The organism is Pseudarthrobacter sp. NIBRBAC000502772 (assembly GCF_006517235.1).
In the GTDB taxonomy this organism is placed as follows: Bacteria; Actinomycetota; Actinomycetes; order Actinomycetales; family Micrococcaceae; genus Arthrobacter.
This window is the reverse complement of the sequence record NZ_CP041188.1, coordinates 2,326,660-2,346,164: the sequence shown is the minus strand read 5'-3', so window position 1 is coordinate 2,346,164 and position 19,505 is coordinate 2,326,660. Positions and strand designations below refer to the sequence as shown.

Here is a 19,505-nt window from a genome sequence, read left to right as displayed (position 1 = left end):
ACAGGAAATTGTAGGCCAGACCGGCCTGCTGAATGAACAGTTACGCAGACCCCCGACCCGGGCTTGACCGGCCAGCTGCTGTCTGCTGAACGGATGGGCCCTGTTGCCACGACGCTGTGGTGTGTGGGCGCTCCGAGTGTTGACTCTGCTACCCTGCCGTGCTGGCGTCCTACTTGTTCGTGCCAGCCTCCGGCGCGGATTCCGTTGCCTTGTGGCGGGAACTTCCGGCTACCGGCGACTCCGGTACAGGCTTGTCGCTGTCCCGGACTGCCGGTTCCTCTTCCGTTGGGGTGGAAGGGATCCGGGCACCATTTTGGTTATGTGGGAGATTATCACGCGATTCACTATCCGAGACAGAAGTGTCCGCATCTCGGACCGGCGCCTCTTCCTCCCCCGCAGCGTCCACGTCCTCGACTGCTGCCGGCTCGCGGCCCGCCAGGAAGGGAGTGTCCGGTTCCGGGCGGCCCTTCAATCCCAGGAGGACGAACACGATGAGTGCTGCCACAAAGACAAAGATGCTGGTCCAGACGTTGAGCCTGGTGGTGATCCCGAACAGGTTGATCTGTTCGGCGTCGTCGATCCGCATTGCTTCGATCCAGACCCGGCCCAGCGTGTAATACATGGCGTAGAGCCAGAAGAGCCGGGCGCGGCGGAAGTGGAATCGGCGGTCCAGGGCCAGCAGGATGAGCACGCCGGCGATGTTCCAGAGCGACTCATACAGGAACGTGGGGTGGAAGAGCGTATCCACCGGCATGCCGGCCGGGAAGTTGGGGTTGTCCGCATCAATCTGCAGGCCCCACGGCAGGGTGGTGGGCCCGCCGAAGAGCTCCTGGTTGAAGTAGTTGCCCCAGCGGCCAACGGCCTGCGCCAGCAGCAGTCCGGGCGCCGCGGCGTCCAGGAAGGCGGTGAGTTTCACACCGGATCGGCGGCAGCCGATCCAGGCGCCCAGGACGCCCAGAACCACGGCACCCCAGATGCCCAGTCCGCCACGCTGGATCTGCGGGATGAGCCACAGGTCCCCGGTCCCGTCGAAGCCGGGCCCGAAGTAGGCGTCCGGGGACGAAACCACGTGGTAGAGCCGGCCGCCGATGATGCCGAAGGGAATCGCCCAGATGACGATGTCCCAGACGCTGCCTTCGGGCGCGCCGCGGCGGGCCCACCTGACGGATGTGAGCCACAGGCCCACGATGATCCCGGCGAGGATACACAGGGCATAGGCGTGGATCCGCAGAGTCCCCCACGGCAGCGGGATGTCGAAGCCGGACCAGTCCGGGCTGGGGATGCTGGCCGGCACCAGGGCGGCGGCCTGAAGGAGGATCTGCATGGTGGTTAGGCTTCTTCCCTGACGAGTCCGGCGCTCAGGTCCCGGGTGAGGTCGGCGACGGCGGGGACTCCCCCGTCACGGATGGCGGCAACAAGCGCGGTGCCAACGATGACACCGTCTGCGTATGCTGCGATCTCGCGGACGTGGCTGGCGTTGGAGACACCGAGTCCCACGCACACACGTTCGGCGCCGGCGGCGTGCGTGTCGGCCACGAGCTTCTCCGCGCTGCTGCTGACGGCCTGGCGGGTCCCCGTCACGCCCATGATGGAGACGGCATACACAAAGCCGCGGCTTGCCTTGACCGTCATGGCCAGGCGCTCCGGGGTGGAGGACGGCGCCACGAGGAACACACGGTCCAGTCCGTACTTGTCCGAGGCGGCGAACCATTCCGATGCTTCGTCCGGGATGAGGTCAGGCGTAATGAGCCCTGCTCCCCCGGCCTCGGCCAGCCGGCGCGAGAACTCGTCCACACCCATCCGGACCACGGGGTTCCAGTAGGTCATCACCAGCACGGCCACATCGGTGGCTGCCGTGATGCCGGCGACAACGTCAAAGACGCTCTCGACCCGGAATCCGTTGGCGATCGCCTCGGTGGTGGCTGCCTGGATGACCGGGCCGTCCATAACCGGATCCGAGTAGGGAATGCCGATTTCGATCAGGTCGGCACCGTTCTTCGCCATGGCAATGCCTGCGTCGATGGTGGCCTGGACGTCCGGGTACCCGGCAGGCAGGTAGCACACGAGCGCTGAGCGCCCGGCGTCCCGCGCACGGTCGATGGCGGCGGCGGACTTGCTGGCCGTCTGTTCAGTCATCAGTTCTGGTCCTCGTTGTTGTCCGCGGCCTTGGTGGCAGGGGCAGCTGTGGCGGGAACGGCTTCAGTTTCTGCTCTGTCGGCAGGGCCCTTGGGCTTGCGCGTGGACAGGTTGGTGCCCTTGACCTTGCCCTCCTCGTCAAGCATGTCAAACCATTCCGCGGCGGTCTCCACGTCCTTGTCGCCACGGCCGGAAAGGTTCACGATGATCACCGTTTCGGACGGGTCAGCGGTGCCTTCAGTGAGGCGCTTGCCAACCTTGATGGCACCCGCGAGGGCGTGTGAGGATTCGATGGCGGGGATGATGCCCTCCGTCCGGCACAGCAGCTTGAACGCGTCCATTGCTTCGCTGTCGGTGATGGGTTCGTAGCTGACGCGTCCGATGTCGGCCAGGTAGGCGTGCTCCGGGCCCACGCCCGGGTAGTCCAGGCCTGCGGAAATCGAGTGCGACTCGATGGTCTGCCCGTCATCGTCCTGCATGAGGTAGGAACGTGCGCCGTGCAGGACGCCCGGCTTGCCGAGGGTGATGGTGGCTGCGTGCCGGCCGGTTTCCACGCCGTCGCCGCCGGCTTCAAAGCCGTAGATCTTCACGGACGGATCATCCAGGAATCCGTGGAAGATGCCGATCGCGTTCGAACCGCCGCCGATGCAGGCGCAGACGGCGTCGGGCAGTTTGCCGGTCTGCTCCAGGATCTGGGCGCGGGCTTCCTCGCCGATGACCTCGTGGAAGAAGCGGACCATGGCCGGGAACGGGTGCGCCCCGGCAGCGGTGCCCAACAGGTAGTGCGTGTTGTCGACGTTGCTGACCCAGTCCCGGAGGGCGTCGTTGATGGCGTCCTTGAGGGTCTGGGAACCATTCACCACGGGCACCACGGTGGCGCCGAGCAGCTGCATCCGGGCGACATTCAGTGCCTGCCGGCGGCAGTCTTCGGCGCCCATGTAGACAACGCATTCCAGGCCGAGGAGCGCGGCGGCGGTGGCGCTGGCAACGCCGTGCTGCCCGGCGCCCGTCTCGGCGATCACGCGGGTTTTGCCCATGCGCTTGGCCAGCAGGGCCTGGCCCAGGACGTTGTTGATCTTGTGGGATCCGGTGTGGTTTAGGTCCTCGCGCTTGAGGAAAATCCGGGCACCTCCGGCGTGCTCGGAGAACCGCTTGGCTTCGGTCAGCAGCGAGGGACGGCCGGAGTAGTTCTTGTTCAGGTCGGAGAGCTGGGCCAGGAATTCGGGATCTGCCTTGGCCTTTTCAAAGGTGTCTTCGAGCTCGTCAAGGGCGGCGATCAGCGATTCAGGCATCCAACGCCCGCCGTAGCCGCCGAAGTATGGCCCCGGGGCGTGCTTCAGCGAGCCGCCCTGCAGGAAAGCGTCCGCAGCATTGTTGTCAGCGTTGTCTGAGGATTCAGCCATCAGTCCCGTCCTGTTCAAGTTGGTCGTTCGGAAGTGTTGTGCCGCCGGCGCCAGGCCCGGCGGGTGCCCGGACTAGGCCCGGGCGGCGATGGCGGCAGCGCCGGCCGCCGTGAATTCGGCGATCCGGTCACGCGGCGTTGCGTCGCTGACCAGGGCCTCGCCCACCAGGATGGCGTTGGCGCCGTTGGCGGCGTAATGCGTCACGTCGTCCACGCCGCGCACACCGGATTCGGCGATGACCAGGGCTCGGGCCGGAATCAGTCCCGCGAGGGAGGCGAAAACTGAACGGTCGACGTCGAGCGTCTTCAGGTTGCGCACGTTGACGCCGATGATGCGCGCCTCAGCCGCCACTGCACGTTCGATTTCCTCTTCCGTGTGCGTCTCCACAAGCACGTTCATGCCGAGTTCGCGGCTGAGGGCGCTGAACTCCCGGAGTTGGCTGTCGGAGAGCGACGCCACGATGAGCAGGATCAGGTCCGCGCCGTGGGCGCGGGCCTCCCAGATCTGGTACTCGTCGAGCGTGAAATCCTTGCGGAGCAGCGGAACGTCCACGCGGGCACGGACGGCGTCCAGGTCCGCAAGGGAGCCGTTGAAGCGCCGCTGTTCGGTGAGGACGCTGATCACGGCTGCGCCGCCGTCGGCATACTGCTCTGCCAGCGCTGCCGGATCCACGATGCTGGCAAGGTCGCCCTTGGACGGGCTGCGCCGCTTGATTTCCGCGATGACCTTCAGCTGGTCCCGCTGCACTGCGGTGCCGCCGAGGGCCGACCAGGCGTCCCGCGCGGGTGCCGCGGCCGCCGCCAGGTCCTTCACTTCCGCCAGCGAAACGAGACGCTTCCTGGCCTCCATATCCTCCCAGACACCGGCATTGATGTCGTCGAGAACAGTCGCCATCAGTGGCCGGAGCTCTTCAGCTTGCTGCCTTCGACGCCGTAGCCCGCCTTGCGCATGACGTAGCCAAGGATCAGGCCGAGGACCATCACGGCTGCGCCCGCGATGAAGATGGGCGTGTTGGCGATGACAAAGGCGATGGACGCGATGAGGGCGCCGACCAGCATAACGATCACGCAGGTCCAGGCCGCGGGGCTGTTGCCGTGGCCAAGTTCCTGGCTGTGGTCAACGACGCCGGGGGCAACGGTCCGGGTGCCTGATTTCGATACGGAAGCGGGTGCTTTGCTCATGTGAATCTCCTCGGGATGAATACTGCTTACATTCTGCCATTTTTTGGCCGTGACCTGCCCATCGGCAGTCCGGGCTCAGGTTTAGCGGGCTGCTCGGGTTTGGCTGCGAGCAGGGTTCACGTGGGATCGTCGCCGCGCGAGAGCCGGTCCCAGCTGTCGATCTCGTCCACAGGACCGGTGGCGGCCGCCGTACTTCCAGCGGGCCCCCCGTATGTGGCTGCGTCATATTTGGTCCGCGACTTCCAGTGCCGGCCAGCGGGGATGATGAGCAACGCGGCCAGCGCCAGCAAGGCACCGGCGACGACGGCGAGGACCGGGAAGACGGTAACAGCCACTTCCGCGTTCCCGCCGGTGACCCCGGTGGCAGCGGCGATGGAGCCCTGCGCGGCCCCCAGCGGGTCAGCCAGCACCGTGGCGGCCGCGGCAATGATGCCGACGGAGGCCAACATGATGAGGGCGGTGATGACCCACCGCGCGAACTTTCCTGCGATGGACGCTGCCAGTCCGCCCGCCAGGGCCACGACGGCCAGGGCCGTCACCGCGGTGGCGGCCTTGCTGCCCTGGACCGGAAGGGTGTTCTGGTCCCCCGCCGCCTGGCCCACCTGGTTGGCGTCCAGGGTGACGGTGATCCAGGTCTGGGTGGTGGTCCCGAAGACCGCCAGCGCAAGGACAGCGATCAGCAGTACCAGCGTGGACTTCCTGGCCCAGGCCACCGTCATTCGGCGGCCTGGCTTTCCCCGGCGGTGCCGGCGTCGCTGAGGTGAGAGGTGCCGGGGAGCGATTCCGCCGCGATGTTGTGCAGCGATCCGGCCGTGTGTACGGCCCGGAGCGGAGCGGCCGCCTTGTTCACAGTCTCCAAGGCTTCTGTGGGGTTCACCGAGTCCGCCACGATGCCTCCCCCGGCCTGGACGTAGGCGCGGCCTTCACGGAGAAGGGCCGAGCGGATGGCAATGGCCATGTCCATGTCGCCGGCAAAGTCGAGGTAACCCACCACGCCGCCGTAGATGCCGCGGCGGTGGGGTTCAAGCTCGTCCAGCAGGCGCAGAGCCCGGGGCTTCGGGGCACCGGACAGGGTGCCCGCGGGGAAGGTCGCCTTCAGGACGTCGTAGGCGCTCGCGTCCGGGGACAGCTTGCCCACCACGGTGGAGACCAGGTGCATGATGTGGCTGAACCGCTCCACCTCCATGAACTGCGTGACGTCCACGGTTCCCGCCACGCAGACCTTAGACAGATCGTTGCGGGAGAGGTCCACGAGCATCAAGTGTTCGGCGCGTTCCTTCTGGTCGGCCAGCAGTTCCTCGGCGAGGGCTTTGTCTCCCTCCACCGTTTTGCCGCGGGGCCGTGAACCGGCGATGGGGTGGGTGATGACTTCCTCACCGGTCACCGTCACCAGGGCCTCGGGCGAGGACCCGACGATCGAGTACTCCCGGCCGTCGGCGTCCTCGAGGCTGAAGATGTACATGTACGGGCTGGGGTTTGTGTTGCGCAGGACGCGGTACACGTCAAGGGGCGAGGCGCCGCACTCCATCTCGAAGCGGCGTGAAATCACCACCTGGAAAACTTCGCCATCCACAATGGCTTCCTTGCCGCGATCCAGCGCGGCCAAGTAGGAGGGTTCGTCCCACCGTTCCTCGACGCTGGAGGCGAAGTCCAGGGCGGCGGGTTCCAGCACGGAAACCGGCTGGGCCACGGGTGTGCTGATCGTGGTCAGGAGGGCCTTGACCCGGGCCACGGCATCTTCCCAGGCCTCGTCCACGCGGTCGGAGCTGCCATCGAAGTTGATGGCGTTGGCGATCAGCAGCACGGTGCCGTCATGGTTGTCGTGCACGGCCATGTCCGTCACCAGGTTCAGCGCCATCTCGGGCAGGTGGAGGTCATCCTCCGGCGGGCTGGTCAGCCGTTCCCAGTGGCGGACCGTTTCCCAGCCCAGGAAGCCGACGAGGCCGGAGGTGAACGGCGGCAGTCCGTCAAACCTGCTGGTCCGCAGTGCTTCGATGGTGTCGCGGATGGCATCCACGGGATTGCCGTCCAGGGGCACTCCGGCAGGGGGCTGGCCCAGCCAGTGCGCCTGGCCGTCCTTCGTGGTCAGGGTTGCCCGGGACTTCGCGCCGATGAAGGAATACCGCGACCACGTGCCGCCCACCGCCGCAGACTCCATCAGGAACGTGCCGGGCTGGCCCTGGGCCAGCTTCCGGTAGAGGCCGATCGGGGTCTCCGCGTCCGCCAGCACTTTGAGCGTGACGGGGATGACCCGGCTGCTGCCGGCGAGTTCGCGGAACTCCTCGAGGCCCGGGCTGATGATTCCAAGGTCCTGCATGGCTATGCTTCGCCGCCTGTTCTTGTGTGTCGCCTCGTGAATGTCGCCGGTGTGGAACGGCGCCAGTCTTATGCTGCCAAAAGTGTGTGTCTGCGGGCAGGTCTTCCGCCCAAGGGCCGTGGGTCAGAGTGCCTCGCCGGCCAGGACATCCAGGTCCCTGCCGTCGAAGCAGGTCCGGGTGCCGGTGTGGCACGCCGCGCCGACCTGGTCCACGCGGATCAGGAGTGCATCGCCGTCGCAGTCCAGGGCAACCGACTTGACCCACTGGACGTGGCCGGAGGTGTCCCCCTTGCGCCAGTATTCCTGGCGGGAACGGGAGTAGAACGTGACCCGGCCGCTGGTCATGGTGCGGTGCAGGGCTTCATCGTCCATCCAGCCCAGCATCAGCACTTCGTGGGTGTCGAACTGCTGGACCACCGCGGCCACCAGCCCGGCGCCGTCGCGCTTCAACGCGGCCGCAACAGCGTGCGGAAGCGGGCTTGTGGTGGGGGCCGGGACTATTACGGGGGCGGAGGCGGGCTGCTCAGACATCAGACCAAGTCTAGTGCCTCATCAGCGGCCCCGAATATGCACCAACGGGCATACAAACAGTGTGTGAACAAGGGCACCTATCGGCTGGCGGTTCTGCTGCCCAACTTCCCTGCTCTCGTGCTAGTTTCACAAGTGATGCATTTCGTCGAACCGTCCCGAGAAGTCCTGGCCGAAACCCTGCTGGCGGCCGGCCCTGATGCCCCCACCCTCTGCAGAGGCTGGCGCACCAGGGACCTTGCCGCGCACCTTTACCTTCGCGAACGCAAGGCTGCCGTAGGGCTTGGCCTCATCATCAAGCGCCTGTCCAAGGCTTCGGACAAGGCCACCGCCAAACTCGCGGCGAAGCTGAAAACCGCTGACGACTACACCGGCCTCGTGAACACCTTCCGTGGTGGCCCGCCGGCTCTCTCCCCCATGAACATCAAGGCATTGGACGAGAGCTCCAACCTGATCGAATATTTCGTCCACACCGAGGACATCCGCCGGGCTGTGGACCGCTGGGCGCCGCGCGCCCTCGACGAGGCCTACTCGGACGCCCTCTGGGACGAACTGATCAAGCGGGCAGCCATCCTTTACCGTGGCGTCGACCTTGGCATTGTGCTGGTGCGCCCGTCCGGGCCGCGGCACGTCGCCAAGCGGGCACCGGTTTCGGTGGCGATCGTGGGTGAGCCGGGTGAACTGCTGATGCACGCCCACGGCCGGACCCGCCACGCCCTGGTCACCTTCGAAGGCCAGCCGGACGCCGTCGCCCTGCTCCAGTCGGCAGAAGTCGGCCTCTAAAACCAACGCGGGGTCACTCCTTGCCCAACAACCATCGGTTATTGGGCAAGGAGTGACCCCGCGTTGCTGAGTCGGGTTGGGGTTAGCGGACTTCGAAGCCTGCGTCGCGGATGGCCTGCTTGACCTGGGACATCATGTTGTCCGGGCCCCAGTGGAAGATCGAGGCTGCCAGCACGGCGTCCGCTCCCGCGGCGACGGCAGGCGGGAAGTGGGCCGGTTCCCCGGCACCTCCTGAGGCGATGATCGGCACTTTCACGGCTGCCCGGACCAGCCGGATCAGTTCCAGGTCGAAGCCGTCCTTGGTGCCGTCGGCGTCGATGGAGTTGAGCAGGATTTCGCCGATGCCGCGGTCGGCAGCTTCCCTGGCCCACTCGATGGCGTCGATCCCGGTACCGGTGCGGCCGCCGTGGGTGGTCACTTCAAAGCCCGACGGCGTGGGCTGGGACCCGGGGCGGGTCCGGCGGGCGTCCACGGACAGGACCAGCACCTGCGAACCGAAATGCCGGCTGATTTCGTTGATGACGTCCGGGCGGGCAACGGCGGCCGTGTTGATGGAAGCCTTGTCCGCGCCAAAACGCAGGAGCTTGTCCACCTCGGCAACACCGCGGACACCGCCGCCTACCGTCAGCGGGATGAAGACTTCCTCGGCCGTACGGCGGACCACGTCGAAGGTGGTTTCGCGGTTGCCCGAGGACGCCGTGACATCGAGGAACGTCAGCTCGTCGGCGCCCGCATTGTCGTACCGGTGCGCCAGCTCCACCGGGTCGCCCGCGTCGCGGAGCCCCTCGAAGTTGATGCCCTTCACAACGCGCCCGGCGTCGACGTCGAGGCAGGGGATGACTCGTACAGCTACAGCCATGGGGACTCCTGGAATTCTCGGGTGGGTTCTGCGGCGCGGCGTGAACCGGGCGGGACGCTCAGATACGGCAGGCGTGGATGCTGCTGACCAGGATGGCGCGGGCGCCGAGGTCGTAGAGCTCATCCATGATCCGGTTGGTTTCCTTCTTCGGAACCATGGACCGGACGGCCACCCAGTCGGAGTCGCGCAGCGGTGAGACGGTGGGTGATTCCAGGCCGGGGGTCAGTGCGGCGGCCTGTTCCACGAGTTCCTTGCGGATGTCGTAGTCCATGAGCACGTACTGGCGTGCCACGAGGACGCCCTGCAGGCGGCGGATCAGGACTTCAATCTCCTTGGCGGTGCCGTTCGCCGCTCCGCCTTCGCCGGTGCGGCGGATCAGGACCGCTTCCGATTTGAGGATCGGCTCGCCGAAGATTTCCATCCCGGCGGCTTTGAGGGTGTTGCCCGTTTCCACGACGTCGGCGATGGCGTCAGCTACGCCGAGGCGTACTGACGACTCCACGGCGCCGTCGAGCCGGACCACCTTGGCATTGATGCCCCGCTCGGCGAGGTAGCCGCGGAGCAGCCCGTCATAGCTCGTGGCGAGGCGCTTTCCTTCAAGCTCTTCTGCCGTGGCGAAGTCGCCCACCGGTCCGGCGAAGCGGAACGTGGACGCAGCGAAGCCCAGGGGCAGCAGTTCCTCAGCCTCCACCTCGGCGTCCAGCAGCAGGTCGCGGCCGGTGATGCCGACGTCGAGGGTTCCGCGTCCGACGTAGACAGCGATGTCGCGCGGGCGGAGGAAGAAGAACTCGATGTCGTTGTCAGGGTCCATCATGACCAGCTCGCGGGTGTCGCGGCGCTGGCGGTAGCCCGCTTCGGTCAGCATGGCGGAGGCGGCTTCGGACAGGGAGCCTTTGTTGGGGACGGCTACTCGCAGCATGGGGGTCTTTCTTGGTTGGGAGGTCTGTGGATCAGGCAAACGGGCCACGCAGGGCACGGGCAGGCAGTTGTTGACCGCCGCGTGCCACGGTGGCTACAGATGCTTGTAGACGTCTTCCAGGGTCAGGCCTTTAGCGAGCATCAGAACCTGCAGGTGGTAGAGCAGCTGGGAGATTTCCTCGGCCGTGGCCTCATCGGATTCGTACTCAGCGGCCATCCACACTTCGGCTGCTTCCTCCACGACTTTCTTGCCAATGCCGTGGACTCCGGACTCCAATTCAGCGACGGTGCGGGAGCCTGCCGGGCGGGTGGCTGCCTTCTCACTCAGTTCAGCGAACAGCGTCTCGAAATTCTTCACGCCCTACAGCCTACTTGCTGCCGGCCAGTGGGCCCCTTTCGGGCCGCTGCATGACGGACGCGATGTGAGCGAACACACACCGCGCCCCGGCAGCCCGCCCGCTGCTACGTGTACTGCTTGAGGAGCAATGCGGTGGCCAGGGCTGCCGTCACGGCTTCGTGGCCCTTGTCCTCGCTGGAGCCCGGCAGGCCCGCGCGGTCCAGTCCCTGCTGCTCCGTATCGCAGGTCAGCACGCCGAAGCCCACCGGGACGCCGGTGGAGACACTGACATCGGTCAGTCCCGACGTCGCCGCCTGGCAGACGTATTCAAAGTGCGGCGTGCCGCCCCGGATCACGACGCCGAGGGCCACCACTGCGTCAAAGTGCGGTGCCAGCCGCGCGGCGGCGACGGGAAGCTCGAAGGCGCCCGGAACGCGCAGAACGGTGGGTTCGCTGATGCCCGCGTCCTTGGCGGCGCGCAGGGCACCGTCCAAGAGCCCGTCCATGATCTGGGTGTGCCAGCTGGCTGCCACGATGGCCAGCCGCAGCTGCGACGTTTCCGCCGGGTTGAGGGTGGTGAGGTCAATATCTGGTGCGCCGTGTCCGCTCATGCGTGAATCTGATCCGTTCAGTTTTGGTCGTGGTCGAAATCGTCGGCAGCGCCGCTTGGCACCGTGACAACGTGGGTGTCCAGCATCAGCCGGTGCTCCATGCGGTCCTTTTTGGTCTGCAGGTAGCGGATGTTCTGGTCGCGGGACGGCACCTCGGTGGGCACCATTTCCACTACCTTCACACCGGCTTTGGCGAGCCTGTTCTTTTTGTCCGGGTTGTTGCTCAGGAGCCGGATCTCGTGGAGGCCCATCTCGGCCAGGATCTGGGCGGCCGCCTTGTAGCAGCGGGCGTCCACCGGCAGTCCCAGCTGCTCGTTGGCCTCCACGGTGTCAAAGCCCGCTTCCTGGAGGGCATAGGCCTTGATCTTGTTGGCCAGCCCGATCCCCCGGCCTTCCTGCCCGCGCAGGTACAGCAGCGTGCCGCCGAACTCGTTGATCAGCTCCAGGGCATACGCCAGCTGTTCGCCACAGTCACAACGGTAGGAGCCGAAGACGTCGCCGGTCAGGCACTCGGAATGCAGCCTGACCAGCGGAGCAACGCCCTCCCTGGGCGGGTTGGGCGAGCTCACCGCCAGGTGTTCGGCGCCAGTGACCAGGTCTGTCCACGCCTGGGTAACGAAATCGCCAAATGCCGTGGGAAGCTGCACAATGGGACCGCCGCTCACGGGGTGGTGGGCCCGGCCATTGCCGACCGCCCCCCGGTGGTGGCTGTTCTGGTGGCTGTTGTCCGATACTCCGGAAGCCGTCATCATTACTCCTCTACTCCGCCCGGGCGTCCGGCCCGGTGTCACTGTCGGCGGGTATCCCGGCTCCAGCTTCAAGATAGGCCACCAGATCCTCAATCGAGATCAGGGGGCACCCGTGTTCAGCAGCGAATCCCCGCAGCCCGTCGAGCCGCATCATTTCACCGTCGTCGTACACAACCTCGGCGATCACGCCCACTGGCTCCAGTCCGGCGAGCCGGCAGAGGTCCACGGCCGCTTCGGTGTGGCCGGGGCGTTCACGCACTCCTCCGTTAACTGCCCGGAGCGGAAAAATATGCCCGGGCCGGGTCACGGCCGCCGGTCCGGCGCCGGGGTCTGCAAGGACGCGGGCCGTGAGGGCCCGGTCCGTGGCGGAGATTCCAGTGCTGACACCCACGGCCGCATCGCAGGAAACGGTGTACGCCGTACCCTTCGCGTCCTCGTTCACTGCCACCATGGGCGGCAGTGCCAGGGCATCGGCGCGCTCCCCGCTCAAGGGGACGCAGATGACGCCGGAGCTGTAGCGGATGGTCCATCCCATGAGGGCAGGCGTGGCATGCTGTGCGGCAAAGATGATGTCGCCTTCGTTTTCGCGGTCCTCGTTGTCCACCACCAGCACGGGCCGGCCGGCGGCCATGGCGCGGATGGCATCTTCCACGGGGTCAAGTCCGAAGGCTGCATTGGGCACCGGTCCGGCGGACGCGGCCGGCTCCAGCCGGACGGCGGCGTTCATCGTTCGCCCCCGGTGGTTGCGCCGGTGCTGAATGCCAGCAGGCGTTCGGTGTATTTCGCGAGCACGTCGACTTCGAGGTTGACCCTTCTGCCGGTTGCCTTGGCCCCCAGGCCGGTCTCGGCCAGGGTGGTGGGGATCAGCCCCACTTCGAACCAGGGCTCCAGCTCCGCGGCGGGGCTGACCGCCGTGACGGTGAGCGAGACGCCGTCGATCGCTATGGAGCCCTTCTCCGCGATGTAGCGGGCAAGGTTGGCCGGCACACCGAACCGGAGGCGTTCCCAGTTGCCGAGTGCCTCGCGCTCCAGCAGCTGCCCGACGCCGTCGACGTGGCCCTGGACGACGTGGCCGTCGAGCCGGCCGCCGGCAGGGACGCAGCGCTCAAGGTTCACCGAGTCACCGGCGGCCAGTTCGCCGATGGTGCTGCGGACGAGGGTTTCGCCCATCACATCAACGCTGAACTCCTTGCCCTCGATGGCGGTGGCCGTCAGGCAGACCCCGTTGACGGCAATGGACCCGCCCAGTCCGAGCCCTTCGGTGGTGCCGGGCGCCCGGAGGCGGAGCGTTGCGCTGGCATCGCCGTCCCGCTCCACGGACAGAACCTGTCCCTGTTCGGCAATAATTCCGGTAAACATCAGTAGCCTCCCATGGCTGGTTCCGCGGCAGTGCGGGATAGGTGTGGTTCAAAAGCATCGGTTGGTACTGGACGGAGGTGCAGCCTCAGGTCCCGGCCCAGGGTCAGGACGGCACCGCCGTCGGAAGGGTCCCAGTCCCAGTGCCGGGCATCCGCAAGGGTGGTGATTCCGAGCCCTCTGAGGGCGGGAGTTCCGGAACCCAGCAGGGTGGGGGCGAGGTAGACAATGAGTTCGTCCACAAGACCGGCGGCCAGGAATGAACTGAGGATGCGTGAGCCGCCTTCCACCATCACGTGGCGGATTCCTTCCGCGTAGAGGAGCGAGAGCGCCTCCCGCGGATCCCGCGTGGGCAGGTGGAGCACGTTCCCGTCGTCACCGCGGACGGCGGCGTCGGCCGGGATGTCCCGCAGGCCCATCACGGCGCGCAGCGGCTGTTTGCCGGCTGTGGCTCCGGACGCGTCGCGGGCTGTCAGCCGGGGGTTGTCCACGAGCACGGTCTGCGTGCCCACGAGGATGGCGTCGATCCGGCGCCTCAGTCCGTGGTTGTCAGCGAGCGACTCCGGGGAGGAGATCCACTGGCTCGTTCCGTCCTCAGCGGCGATCCGGCTGTCCAGGGTCTGCGCGATGTGCAGCGTCACGAACGGGCGCTGTGCGGCCACTCCCAGGAACCACTGACGGTTCAACTCGAACGATTCGCTGGCCGCGAGCCCGCTGCGGACCTGGACGCCCGCGTTCCGGAGGGTGGCTGCGCCGCCCGCCGCAGGGTCGTGGGGATCGTCGACGGCGTAGACCACGTCCGTGATTCCGGCACGAATGATCGCCTGGGTGCAGGGCCCCGTGCGGCCGCTGTGGTCACAGGGTTCCAGCGTGATCACCATCGTGCAGCCGCTCAGGTCCAGCCCGGCGGCCTCAGCCTGGGCGATGGCGTCCGCTTCCGCGTGGGGTGTGCCGGCGCCGCGGTGGTACCCGGTCACCAGCCGGCGGCCGGCAGCATCGATGACGACGGCGCCCACGAGCGGATTCGCTCCGCGCGGGCCCTGCAGGGCTGCTTCGAGCGCTGCGTCCATGGCGGCGGTTTCGGCGTCGCTGAACGCCGTGACGGTTTCGATCCGGGTCATGGGGCAGCCACCGGTCCGGCGGCTTCGGTTCCCGGAGCATGGGAAATCCTGGCTTCAAAGAGCCATCGCAAGGGGTTCATGTGTGTTGTCGTTCCTTCCCTCTAGAACCGCGATGGCTCCGGGGGTATACGACAGCAGAAGGCTGCAGCGCCGAAGGGCGCCGCAGATACAGCTGTACGTGCTTCTCTCATCCAGACTTTAACTGTCGGTACCGGAATTTCACCAGTTCAACCGTCCGCCGGTTCCTTCCCTGAAGGGGAAAGCGCCGGCTCGCGGGTCGCGGACTATCACCGCCGGTTCGGACTTACACCGACCCCGGAGCACGTATTGTGTGTTGCTATTGTGCCATAACCACAAGGTCGCCCAGACTATTCCGCGGACGCAGCACGTAACTTCATGCTGCCGGCTTCGCGGAGCCGTCCAATGGCTGCAGCCGGGTCCTCCGCGCCGTAAACAGCGGAACCCGCCACAAAGACGTTCGCGCCTGCTTCGGCCGCCCGCAGAATGGTTTCCTCGGTAATGCCGCCGTCCACTTGGATGGCGACATTGATTCCGGAGCCGTCAATGGCTGCCCGGGCCTTGCGGATCTTGGGCAAGGTGAAGTCCAGGAACGCCTGGCCGCCGAAGCCCGGCTCCACGGTCATGATCAGGAGCATGTCCAGTTCCTCGAGCATGTCCAGGTAGGGCTCCACGGCAGTGGCAGGGCGCAGCGCCATGCCGGCCTTGGAGCCCCGGGCCCGCAGTTCGCGGGCCAGTTTGACCGGTGCAATGGAGGCCTCGGCATGGAAGGTCACGGATGCCAGGCCCGCGTCGGCGAACCCCGGCGCCCAGCGGTCGGCGTCGGAGATCATCAGGTGGGCGTCCAGCGGGACGGGGCTGACCGCCTGGATCCGCTGGACCACAGGCAGCCCGATGGTGAGGTTGGGGACAAAGTGGTTGTCCATAACGTCCACGTGCACGGCGTCAGCGTTGCTGATGCGCTGCAGTTCGGCTTCGAGGTTGACGAAGTCGGCGGACAGGATGCTGGGGTTGATGCAGCACTGCGGCATGGGGGAACCTTTCACGGGTCAGGCTTTCTTCCTGATGAGGGCCAGGAACATGGCATCGGTGCTGTGGATGTGCGGCCAGAGTTGCGCCGTGGAATCGTGGCCTGCGCCCAGGTTCCCGGTCAGGCTCACGCTGTCCAGCACGGCACCGGCGTCCAGCAGCTCCAGGTCATCCCGCTTCCGGAGGGCATCGCTGACCACTGCCGTGGTTTCGGCCGGGTGGGGTGAACAGGTGACATAGGCAACCACTCCGCCGGGGCGGACGGCCTCCAGCGCCGATTTCAACAGGGCGCGCTGCAGCGGTCCCAGGTCCGCGAGGTCCTTGGGCGTGCGGCGCCAGCGGGACTCCGGCCTGCGGCGCAGGGCACCCAGCCCGCTGCAGGGGACGTCCACCAGGACACGGTCAAAGGACTCCGGCTGCTCAGTGCCCACGTCGCGGCCATCGCCGGTCCGGACGCGCCAGACGTCCCGGGGCACGGCGGACAGGGCCTGGCTGACGAGTTTGGCACGGTGCGGGGCCGGTTCATTCGCGAGCAGCGTGGCACCCTGGGCGTTGGCCAGAGCGCCCAGCAGGGCCGCCTTACCGCCGGGGCCGGCGCACAGGTCCAGCCAGGTTTCGTGCGGTCGCCCTTTGCCGTCGGTGGGATCGAGGTCCACTGCCGCCATGGCGCGGGCCACCAGCTGGGAGCCGACATCCTGGACGCGCGTGCTGCCTTCCCGTATGGAGGCGAGGCGGCCCAGGTCTCCGCCGCTGGAGAGCGCCGAGCCTTCAACGAGTTCACCGGGGGTCGCCCCGCCCTCCAGGGCTTCATCCAGGCTGCCCAGGCCGGGCAGGGCCACCAGGTTGACCACCGGAGCTTCGTTATCGGCTTCCAGCAGGTCGTTGATTTCGGCGGCTGACCGCCCGTGGGCCACCAGGGACTGGCGCATGGCCCGGACAATCCATTCGGGGTGGGCGTAGCGGAGGGAGGCGATGGTGGTTTCATCGCTTTCACCGGCAACGAGGATCTCAAGCCACTCCTCCAGGGTGTGCGCAGTGACTTTCCGCAATACTGCGTTGATCAGGGCGGAGGGTCCGGCGCCAATGACGGCGCGGGCCAGGCCCACGGTCTGATCCAGGGCGGCATGGGCCGGGACGCGCATGGCCAGCAGCTGATGGGTGCCGATCCGCAGGGCGTCGAGAATGGCAGGGTCAAGCTGGTCCAGCGGGCGGTCAACGCAGCGCGCCAGGATGGCATCGTACGTGCCCTGGCCACGCAGGGCCCCGTAGCTGAGCTCGGTGGCGAAGCCGGCGTCGCGCTTGTCCAGGCCGTGATGGCGGATGCGGGACGGGAGCACCAGGTTGGCGTAGGCGTCCTCGGCGGCTACCGCGCGCAGGACTTCAAAAGCCACAAGCCGCGCGGGGTCCGCTCGGCGGGTCCGCTGCGCAGGAGCGTTTTCGGTGAAGCTCCGCTGGGAGGGGCGGTTGCGTTCGCGGCCCTGGGCGTTGCGCTGGCTGGAATCCCGCGGCCCGCCCTTGCCCCGTCCGCTGTTGCCGCGTCCGCCGCCGCCCCGGGCGCCGCTTCCGCTGCCGCCCGTGCCGCCTGCATTACCGCCGGATTCGCTCATTCGAATACCACGCTTTCCAGTGTTGCCATGCCACGCGCCCAATCGGCGGCGGCCATCATCTTTTTGCCCGAAGGCTGGATCCTCGTCAGCTCCACGGCGTGGGATCCGGTGCCCACCAGGACGCTCTTACCGTCGAGGAATACCGCGCCGGGCTGCAGGTCAGTGTCACCTGGCCGGAGCCGGACAGGTTCGAGTTTGACGCGCTGTCCGTCCAGGGTGGTCCAGGCGCCGGGCTCGGGAGTTACGCCGCGGGCGCGCCTGCCGATCGCCAGGGCGGGCTGCTTCCAGTCGAGCCGGCCGTCATCGATAGTCAGCTTGGGGGCCAGTGAAACGTCGCCGGCCTGCGGCTGTGCAGCTGCCCTCCCGGCTTCAACGGCGGACAGCGTCTGGGCGAGGAGCACGGCCCCGCTGTGGGACAGCCGCTCCAGCAGCGCTCCGGCGGTGTCCTCCGGGCCAACGCCCTCGGTCAGCGTTCCGAAGACCGGGCCGGTGTCCAGCCCTTCTTCCAACAGGAAGGTGACTGCACCGGTGACGTCGTCGCCGGCCATCACGGCCCGCTGCACGGGGGCAGCGCCACGCCATGCGGGAAGCAGGGAAAAGTGCAGGTTGATCCAACCATGCGGGGGAACATCCAGGGCGGCGCGCGGAATCAGGCCGCCGTAGGCCACGATGGCAGCCACGTCCGGCTTGGCCGCGGCGATTTTCGCCGTCACGGCCTCGTCCACGCGGGTGGCGTGGATGAGGTCGATTCCCAGCTCCGTGGCGCGGGCTGCAACGGGCGACGGCGTCAGCACCCGTTTGCGGCCAATCGGCGCGTCGGGACGGGTCAGGACGGCAACGATTTCAAAGCCGGCCGCAACCAAGGCATCGAGGGAGGGGACGGCCACGGCGGGCGTGCCGGCAAAAAGTACCCTCATGTGGTGGCGCCGCCGCCGAAGCTGGCCTGGCCAGGGCTGGCGCTCCCAGAGTTCGCGCCTCCAAAGCTGGCGCCCCCGAAACTGGACCCGACCGTCTTGGCGCGCTTCGTCGTCGTGCGTTCCGTGATGGCGTCATAGTTGGCATTGCGGATGGAACGCAGGGCCGTTTTCCGGTCCTCACCTTCCAGCCTGTCGGTGAAGAGGATGCCGTCCAGGTGGTCCGTCTCGTGCTGGAAACAACGGGCCAGCAGGCCTTCCCCCTCCACCGCGACAGGATTCCCGTTCAGGTCAACGCCGGTGGCGCGGGTGGCGCGGAAGCGGCGGACCGGGAACGCCAGGCCAGGAATGGACAGGCAACCCTCAACCTGGTCCGCCTGGAAGTCCTCGCTGTTTTCCAGGACCGGATTGATGATGTGGCCCTCCACGCCGTCGATCCGGTAGGTGAAGACCCGCTGGCTGACGCCAATCTGGGGAGCCGCGAGGCCGGCGCCATCCACGTCCTCCATGGTTTCCGTCATGTCCGCAACCAGCTTGGCGAGCTCAGGACCGAATTCCGTCACGGGATCGGCCACTGTGCGAAGCACAGGATCACCGATGATGCGGATATTCAGAATGGCCATGTGCTGTCTTTCCTCACGGTGGGCGTTATTGGCGAACCTATCCAGTTTAGGCGCAGGCGCACCGGGCCCGGGACTGGGCAACCGTGCTCCGGACAGGCGGAGTTCCGGCAGCTGCAGTCCGGGCACTCGTGTTCCGCTAGGCGCTGCGGGCCTGTGCGGAGACGGGCGGTGCCACCGGAAGAAGCGCAGACCCGGCGGCGAGCGTATCGGCGGACAGTTCCCAGACCCGGCGCAGGGCGCAGAACTTCCACCAGTGGTGCTTGAGGACGTCGGGGTTCGCGCGGACCGGCCGGACTTCGGTCTCGCCGATGGCCACAGCCAGCAGTAAGGGGTTCTCGCCGTACTTCCAGGGCTCCCATTCCCCAGCCACGGCATCCACCAGGCTTTCTTCGGCCTTCATGCCGGCCACCAGTTGCATGACCACCTTGTCGTCCAGCGGCTTGACGGTCCCGTCCCGCGTGGTGCCCTTGGTCTTGTAATCAATAACGCAGATCCGGCCGTTGATTTTGGCCACGAGGTCCAGCGTCCCGGCGTAGCCCACTGACTTGTTCCAGACGGTGATTTCCGGTGCGATGGGCTCCACGCCGTAGAGGTCCCACCACTCATCGAACCGCAGCGCAAAGCCTTCCTCACCGTTGGCCGCCAACGCCTCGCGGGTTTCCTTCATGGCGTGCGGCCGGCCCAGGGCGCGGAGCGCAACCTGCTCGCAGTAATTATGGACGCGGTCGCCGCGTTTGGCGGCGTCGTCCCGGTACAGTTCTGCTGCCTTTGAGGCCCGGTTGACGGCCTGCCGGATTTTCGCCGGGCTGCCCAGGGAATCGGCCAGCAGCGGATCCTTCGCCAGGCTGCTGGCGCCCATGTAACCAAACCAGCCGTCCAGGCCGTGCGGCTGCTGGCCGATGACGGTGGTGATGGACGGAACGGAAAACTGCTCGGAGGTGGACCGCGCATACATGCGGCCGTATTCCGTGGCGTGGGCAAGGAGTGGATCAGTCATACAAAGACTCTTTCACAA

General features: G+C 67.0%; 22 protein-coding genes and 1 riboswitch. Of the genes, 1 reads left to right on the top strand and 21 read right to left on the bottom strand.

Features of this window, described 5'->3' with window-relative positions; translation table 11 throughout:
* Positions 1–169 precede the first annotated feature (169 nt).
* The 8 genes from lgt to hisI all read right to left on the bottom strand — a co-directional run bounded on the left by lgt (position 170) and on the right by hisI (position 7,568).
* Positions 170–1,324 carry a prolipoprotein diacylglyceryl transferase gene (gene lgt, locus NIBR502772_RS10905; protein WP_141140187.1) on the bottom strand — a complete coding sequence of 385 codons (1,155 nt, stop codon included), beginning with the start codon at positions 1,322–1,324 and terminating at the stop codon, positions 170–172.
* 5 nt (positions 1,325–1,329) lie between these two features.
* Positions 1,330–2,136: a tryptophan synthase subunit alpha gene (trpA, locus tag NIBR502772_RS10900; RefSeq protein WP_056345641.1), complete on the bottom strand. Its 807-nt coding sequence runs from the start codon at positions 2,134–2,136 to the stop codon at positions 1,330–1,332.
* Positions 2,136–3,539, bottom strand: a complete 1,404-nt coding sequence (gene trpB, locus NIBR502772_RS10895) for a tryptophan synthase subunit beta (protein ID WP_246848759.1) — start codon at positions 3,537–3,539, stop codon at positions 2,136–2,138. Before trpB ends, trpA begins: the two co-directional genes overlap by 1 nt.
* A gap of 72 nt (positions 3,540–3,611) precedes the next feature.
* On the bottom strand, positions 3,612–4,433 hold the full coding sequence (gene trpC / locus NIBR502772_RS10890; protein ID WP_141140186.1) for an indole-3-glycerol phosphate synthase TrpC: 822 nt from the start codon (positions 4,431–4,433) through the stop codon (positions 3,612–3,614).
* On the bottom strand, positions 4,433–4,720 hold the full coding sequence (locus NIBR502772_RS10885) for an HGxxPAAW family protein (protein WP_104062004.1): 288 nt from the start codon (positions 4,718–4,720) through the stop codon (positions 4,433–4,435). Before NIBR502772_RS10885 ends, trpC begins: the two co-directional genes overlap by 1 nt.
* Before the next feature lie 116 nt (positions 4,721–4,836).
* Positions 4,837–5,439 carry a Trp biosynthesis-associated membrane protein gene (locus NIBR502772_RS10880; protein ID WP_141140185.1) on the bottom strand — a complete coding sequence of 201 codons (603 nt, stop codon included), beginning with the start codon at positions 5,437–5,439 and terminating at the stop codon, positions 4,837–4,839.
* The gene (locus NIBR502772_RS10875) at positions 5,436–7,037 is read right to left on the bottom strand and encodes an anthranilate synthase component I (RefSeq protein ID WP_141140184.1); all 1,602 of its coding nucleotides are present in this window, start codon (positions 7,035–7,037) and stop codon (positions 5,436–5,438) included. The genes NIBR502772_RS10880 and NIBR502772_RS10875 overlap by 4 nt, the downstream gene beginning before the upstream one ends.
* 123 nt (positions 7,038–7,160) lie before the next feature.
* Positions 7,161–7,568 carry a phosphoribosyl-AMP cyclohydrolase gene (gene hisI / locus NIBR502772_RS10870; protein ID WP_141140183.1) on the bottom strand — a complete coding sequence of 136 codons (408 nt, stop codon included), beginning with the start codon at positions 7,566–7,568 and terminating at the stop codon, positions 7,161–7,163.
* A 135-nt stretch (positions 7,569–7,703) separates the two neighbouring features.
* Here hisI and NIBR502772_RS10865 point away from each other — a divergent pair, with 135 nt between their 5' ends.
* Positions 7,704–8,348: a TIGR03085 family metal-binding protein gene (locus tag NIBR502772_RS10865; protein WP_058932697.1), complete on the top strand. Its 645-nt coding sequence runs from the start codon at positions 7,704–7,706 to the stop codon at positions 8,346–8,348.
* An 82-nt stretch (positions 8,349–8,430) separates the two neighbouring features.
* On the opposite strand, the gene hisF is transcribed toward NIBR502772_RS10865, so the two are convergent.
* The 13 genes from hisF to NIBR502772_RS10800 all read right to left on the bottom strand — a co-directional run bounded on the left by hisF (position 8,431) and on the right by NIBR502772_RS10800 (position 19,487).
* Positions 8,431–9,207 carry an imidazole glycerol phosphate synthase subunit HisF gene (gene hisF, locus NIBR502772_RS10860; RefSeq protein WP_141140182.1) on the bottom strand — a complete coding sequence of 259 codons (777 nt, stop codon included), beginning with the start codon at positions 9,205–9,207 and terminating at the stop codon, positions 8,431–8,433.
* Positions 9,208–9,265: 58 nt separating this feature from the next.
* On the bottom strand, positions 9,266–10,126 hold the full coding sequence (gene hisG / locus NIBR502772_RS10855) for an ATP phosphoribosyltransferase (protein ID WP_141140181.1): 861 nt from the start codon (positions 10,124–10,126) through the stop codon (positions 9,266–9,268).
* Between the two features lie 93 nt (positions 10,127–10,219).
* Positions 10,220–10,483 carry a phosphoribosyl-ATP diphosphatase gene (locus NIBR502772_RS10850; RefSeq protein WP_056345618.1) on the bottom strand — a complete coding sequence of 88 codons (264 nt, stop codon included), beginning with the start codon at positions 10,481–10,483 and terminating at the stop codon, positions 10,220–10,222.
* A 104-nt stretch (positions 10,484–10,587) separates the two neighbouring features.
* Positions 10,588–11,073 carry a 6,7-dimethyl-8-ribityllumazine synthase gene (gene ribH, locus NIBR502772_RS10845; RefSeq protein WP_141140180.1) on the bottom strand — a complete coding sequence of 162 codons (486 nt, stop codon included), beginning with the start codon at positions 11,071–11,073 and terminating at the stop codon, positions 10,588–10,590.
* Positions 11,074–11,090: 17 nt separating this feature from the next.
* A complete protein-coding gene (ribA, locus tag NIBR502772_RS10840) occupies positions 11,091–11,822 on the bottom strand; it encodes a GTP cyclohydrolase II (protein ID WP_141140179.1) in 732 nt (243 codons plus the stop codon).
* A 10-nt stretch (positions 11,823–11,832) separates the two neighbouring features.
* On the bottom strand, positions 11,833–12,549 hold the full coding sequence (ribB, locus tag NIBR502772_RS10835; protein ID WP_141140178.1) for a 3,4-dihydroxy-2-butanone-4-phosphate synthase: 717 nt from the start codon (positions 12,547–12,549) through the stop codon (positions 11,833–11,835).
* On the bottom strand, positions 12,546–13,181 hold the full coding sequence (locus NIBR502772_RS10830; protein WP_141140177.1) for a riboflavin synthase: 636 nt from the start codon (positions 13,179–13,181) through the stop codon (positions 12,546–12,548). The genes ribB and NIBR502772_RS10830 overlap by 4 nt, the downstream gene beginning before the upstream one ends.
* On the bottom strand, positions 13,181–14,299 hold the full coding sequence (gene ribD / locus NIBR502772_RS10825) for a bifunctional diaminohydroxyphosphoribosylaminopyrimidine deaminase/5-amino-6-(5-phosphoribosylamino)uracil reductase RibD (RefSeq protein WP_141140176.1): 1,119 nt from the start codon (positions 14,297–14,299) through the stop codon (positions 13,181–13,183). Before ribD ends, NIBR502772_RS10830 begins: the two co-directional genes overlap by 1 nt.
* A 174-nt stretch (positions 14,300–14,473) precedes the next feature.
* A riboswitch (FMN riboswitch) is annotated at positions 14,474–14,627 on the bottom strand.
* Between the two features lie 40 nt (positions 14,628–14,667).
* Complete coding sequence (rpe, locus tag NIBR502772_RS10820) at positions 14,668–15,348, bottom strand: ribulose-phosphate 3-epimerase (protein WP_141142032.1); 681 nt, start codon at positions 15,346–15,348, stop codon at positions 14,668–14,670.
* Between the two features lie 18 nt (positions 15,349–15,366).
* A complete protein-coding gene (locus NIBR502772_RS10815) occupies positions 15,367–16,953 on the bottom strand; it encodes an RsmB/NOP family class I SAM-dependent RNA methyltransferase (protein WP_141140175.1) in 1,587 nt (528 codons plus the stop codon).
* A complete protein-coding gene (gene fmt / locus NIBR502772_RS10810) occupies positions 16,950–17,870 on the bottom strand; it encodes a methionyl-tRNA formyltransferase (RefSeq protein WP_141140174.1) in 921 nt (306 codons plus the stop codon). Before fmt ends, NIBR502772_RS10815 begins: the two co-directional genes overlap by 4 nt.
* Positions 17,867–18,490, bottom strand: a complete 624-nt coding sequence (gene def / locus NIBR502772_RS10805; RefSeq protein WP_141140173.1) for a peptide deformylase — start codon at positions 18,488–18,490, stop codon at positions 17,867–17,869. Before def ends, fmt begins: the two co-directional genes overlap by 4 nt.
* A gap of 136 nt (positions 18,491–18,626) precedes the next feature.
* Positions 18,627–19,487, bottom strand: coding sequence for a cytochrome (locus tag NIBR502772_RS10800; protein WP_104061990.1), 861 nt, complete (start codon positions 19,485–19,487; stop codon positions 18,627–18,629).
* Positions 19,488–19,505: the final 18 nt, after the last annotated feature.

What these genes read in the sequence shown, in the direction of transcription:
- lgt (WP_141140187.1), bottom strand. Translation starts at nt 1,324, where the DNA reads ATGCAGATCCTCCTTCAGGCCGCCGCCCTGGTGCCGGCCAGCATCCCC.
- trpA (WP_056345641.1), bottom strand. Translation starts at nt 2,136, where the DNA reads ATGACTGAACAGACGGCCAGCAAGTCCGCCGCCGCCATCGACCGTGCG.
- trpB (WP_246848759.1), bottom strand. Translation starts at nt 3,539, where the DNA reads ATGGCTGAATCCTCAGACAACGCTGACAACAATGCTGCGGACGCTTTC.
- trpC (WP_141140186.1), bottom strand. Translation starts at nt 4,433, where the DNA reads ATGGCGACTGTTCTCGACGACATCAATGCCGGTGTCTGGGAGGATATG.
- NIBR502772_RS10885 (WP_104062004.1), bottom strand. Translation starts at nt 4,720, where the DNA reads ATGAGCAAAGCACCCGCTTCCGTATCGAAATCAGGCACCCGGACCGTT.
- NIBR502772_RS10880 (WP_141140185.1), bottom strand. Translation starts at nt 5,439, where the DNA reads ATGACGGTGGCCTGGGCCAGGAAGTCCACGCTGGTACTGCTGATCGCT.
- NIBR502772_RS10875 (WP_141140184.1), bottom strand. Translation starts at nt 7,037, where the DNA reads ATGCAGGACCTTGGAATCATCAGCCCGGGCCTCGAGGAGTTCCGCGAA.
- hisI (WP_141140183.1), bottom strand. Translation starts at nt 7,568, where the DNA reads ATGTCTGAGCAGCCCGCCTCCGCCCCCGTAATAGTCCCGGCCCCCACC.
- NIBR502772_RS10865 (WP_058932697.1), top strand. Translation starts at nt 7,704, where the DNA reads ATGCATTTCGTCGAACCGTCCCGAGAAGTCCTGGCCGAAACCCTGCTG.
- hisF (WP_141140182.1), bottom strand. Translation starts at nt 9,207, where the DNA reads ATGGCTGTAGCTGTACGAGTCATCCCCTGCCTCGACGTCGACGCCGGG.
- hisG (WP_141140181.1), bottom strand. Translation starts at nt 10,126, where the DNA reads ATGCTGCGAGTAGCCGTCCCCAACAAAGGCTCCCTGTCCGAAGCCGCC.
- ribH (WP_141140180.1), bottom strand. Translation starts at nt 11,073, where the DNA reads ATGAGCGGACACGGCGCACCAGATATTGACCTCACCACCCTCAACCCG.
- ribA (WP_141140179.1), bottom strand. Translation starts at nt 11,822, where the DNA reads ATGACGGCTTCCGGAGTATCGGACAACAGCCACCAGAACAGCCACCAC.
- ribB (WP_141140178.1), bottom strand. Translation starts at nt 12,549, where the DNA reads ATGAACGCCGCCGTCCGGCTGGAGCCGGCCGCGTCCGCCGGACCGGTG.
- NIBR502772_RS10830 (WP_141140177.1), bottom strand. Translation starts at nt 13,181, where the DNA reads ATGTTTACCGGAATTATTGCCGAACAGGGACAGGTTCTGTCCGTGGAG.
- ribD (WP_141140176.1), bottom strand. Translation starts at nt 14,299, where the DNA reads ATGACCCGGATCGAAACCGTCACGGCGTTCAGCGACGCCGAAACCGCC.
- rpe (WP_141142032.1), bottom strand. Translation starts at nt 15,348, where the DNA reads ATGCCGCAGTGCTGCATCAACCCCAGCATCCTGTCCGCCGACTTCGTC.
- NIBR502772_RS10815 (WP_141140175.1), bottom strand. Translation starts at nt 16,953, where the DNA reads ATGAGCGAATCCGGCGGTAATGCAGGCGGCACGGGCGGCAGCGGAAGC.
- fmt (WP_141140174.1), bottom strand. Translation starts at nt 17,870, where the DNA reads ATGAGGGTACTTTTTGCCGGCACGCCCGCCGTGGCCGTCCCCTCCCTC.
- def (WP_141140173.1), bottom strand. Translation starts at nt 18,490, where the DNA reads ATGGCCATTCTGAATATCCGCATCATCGGTGATCCTGTGCTTCGCACA.
- NIBR502772_RS10800 (WP_104061990.1), bottom strand. Translation starts at nt 19,487, where the DNA reads ATGACTGATCCACTCCTTGCCCACGCCACGGAATACGGCCGCATGTAT.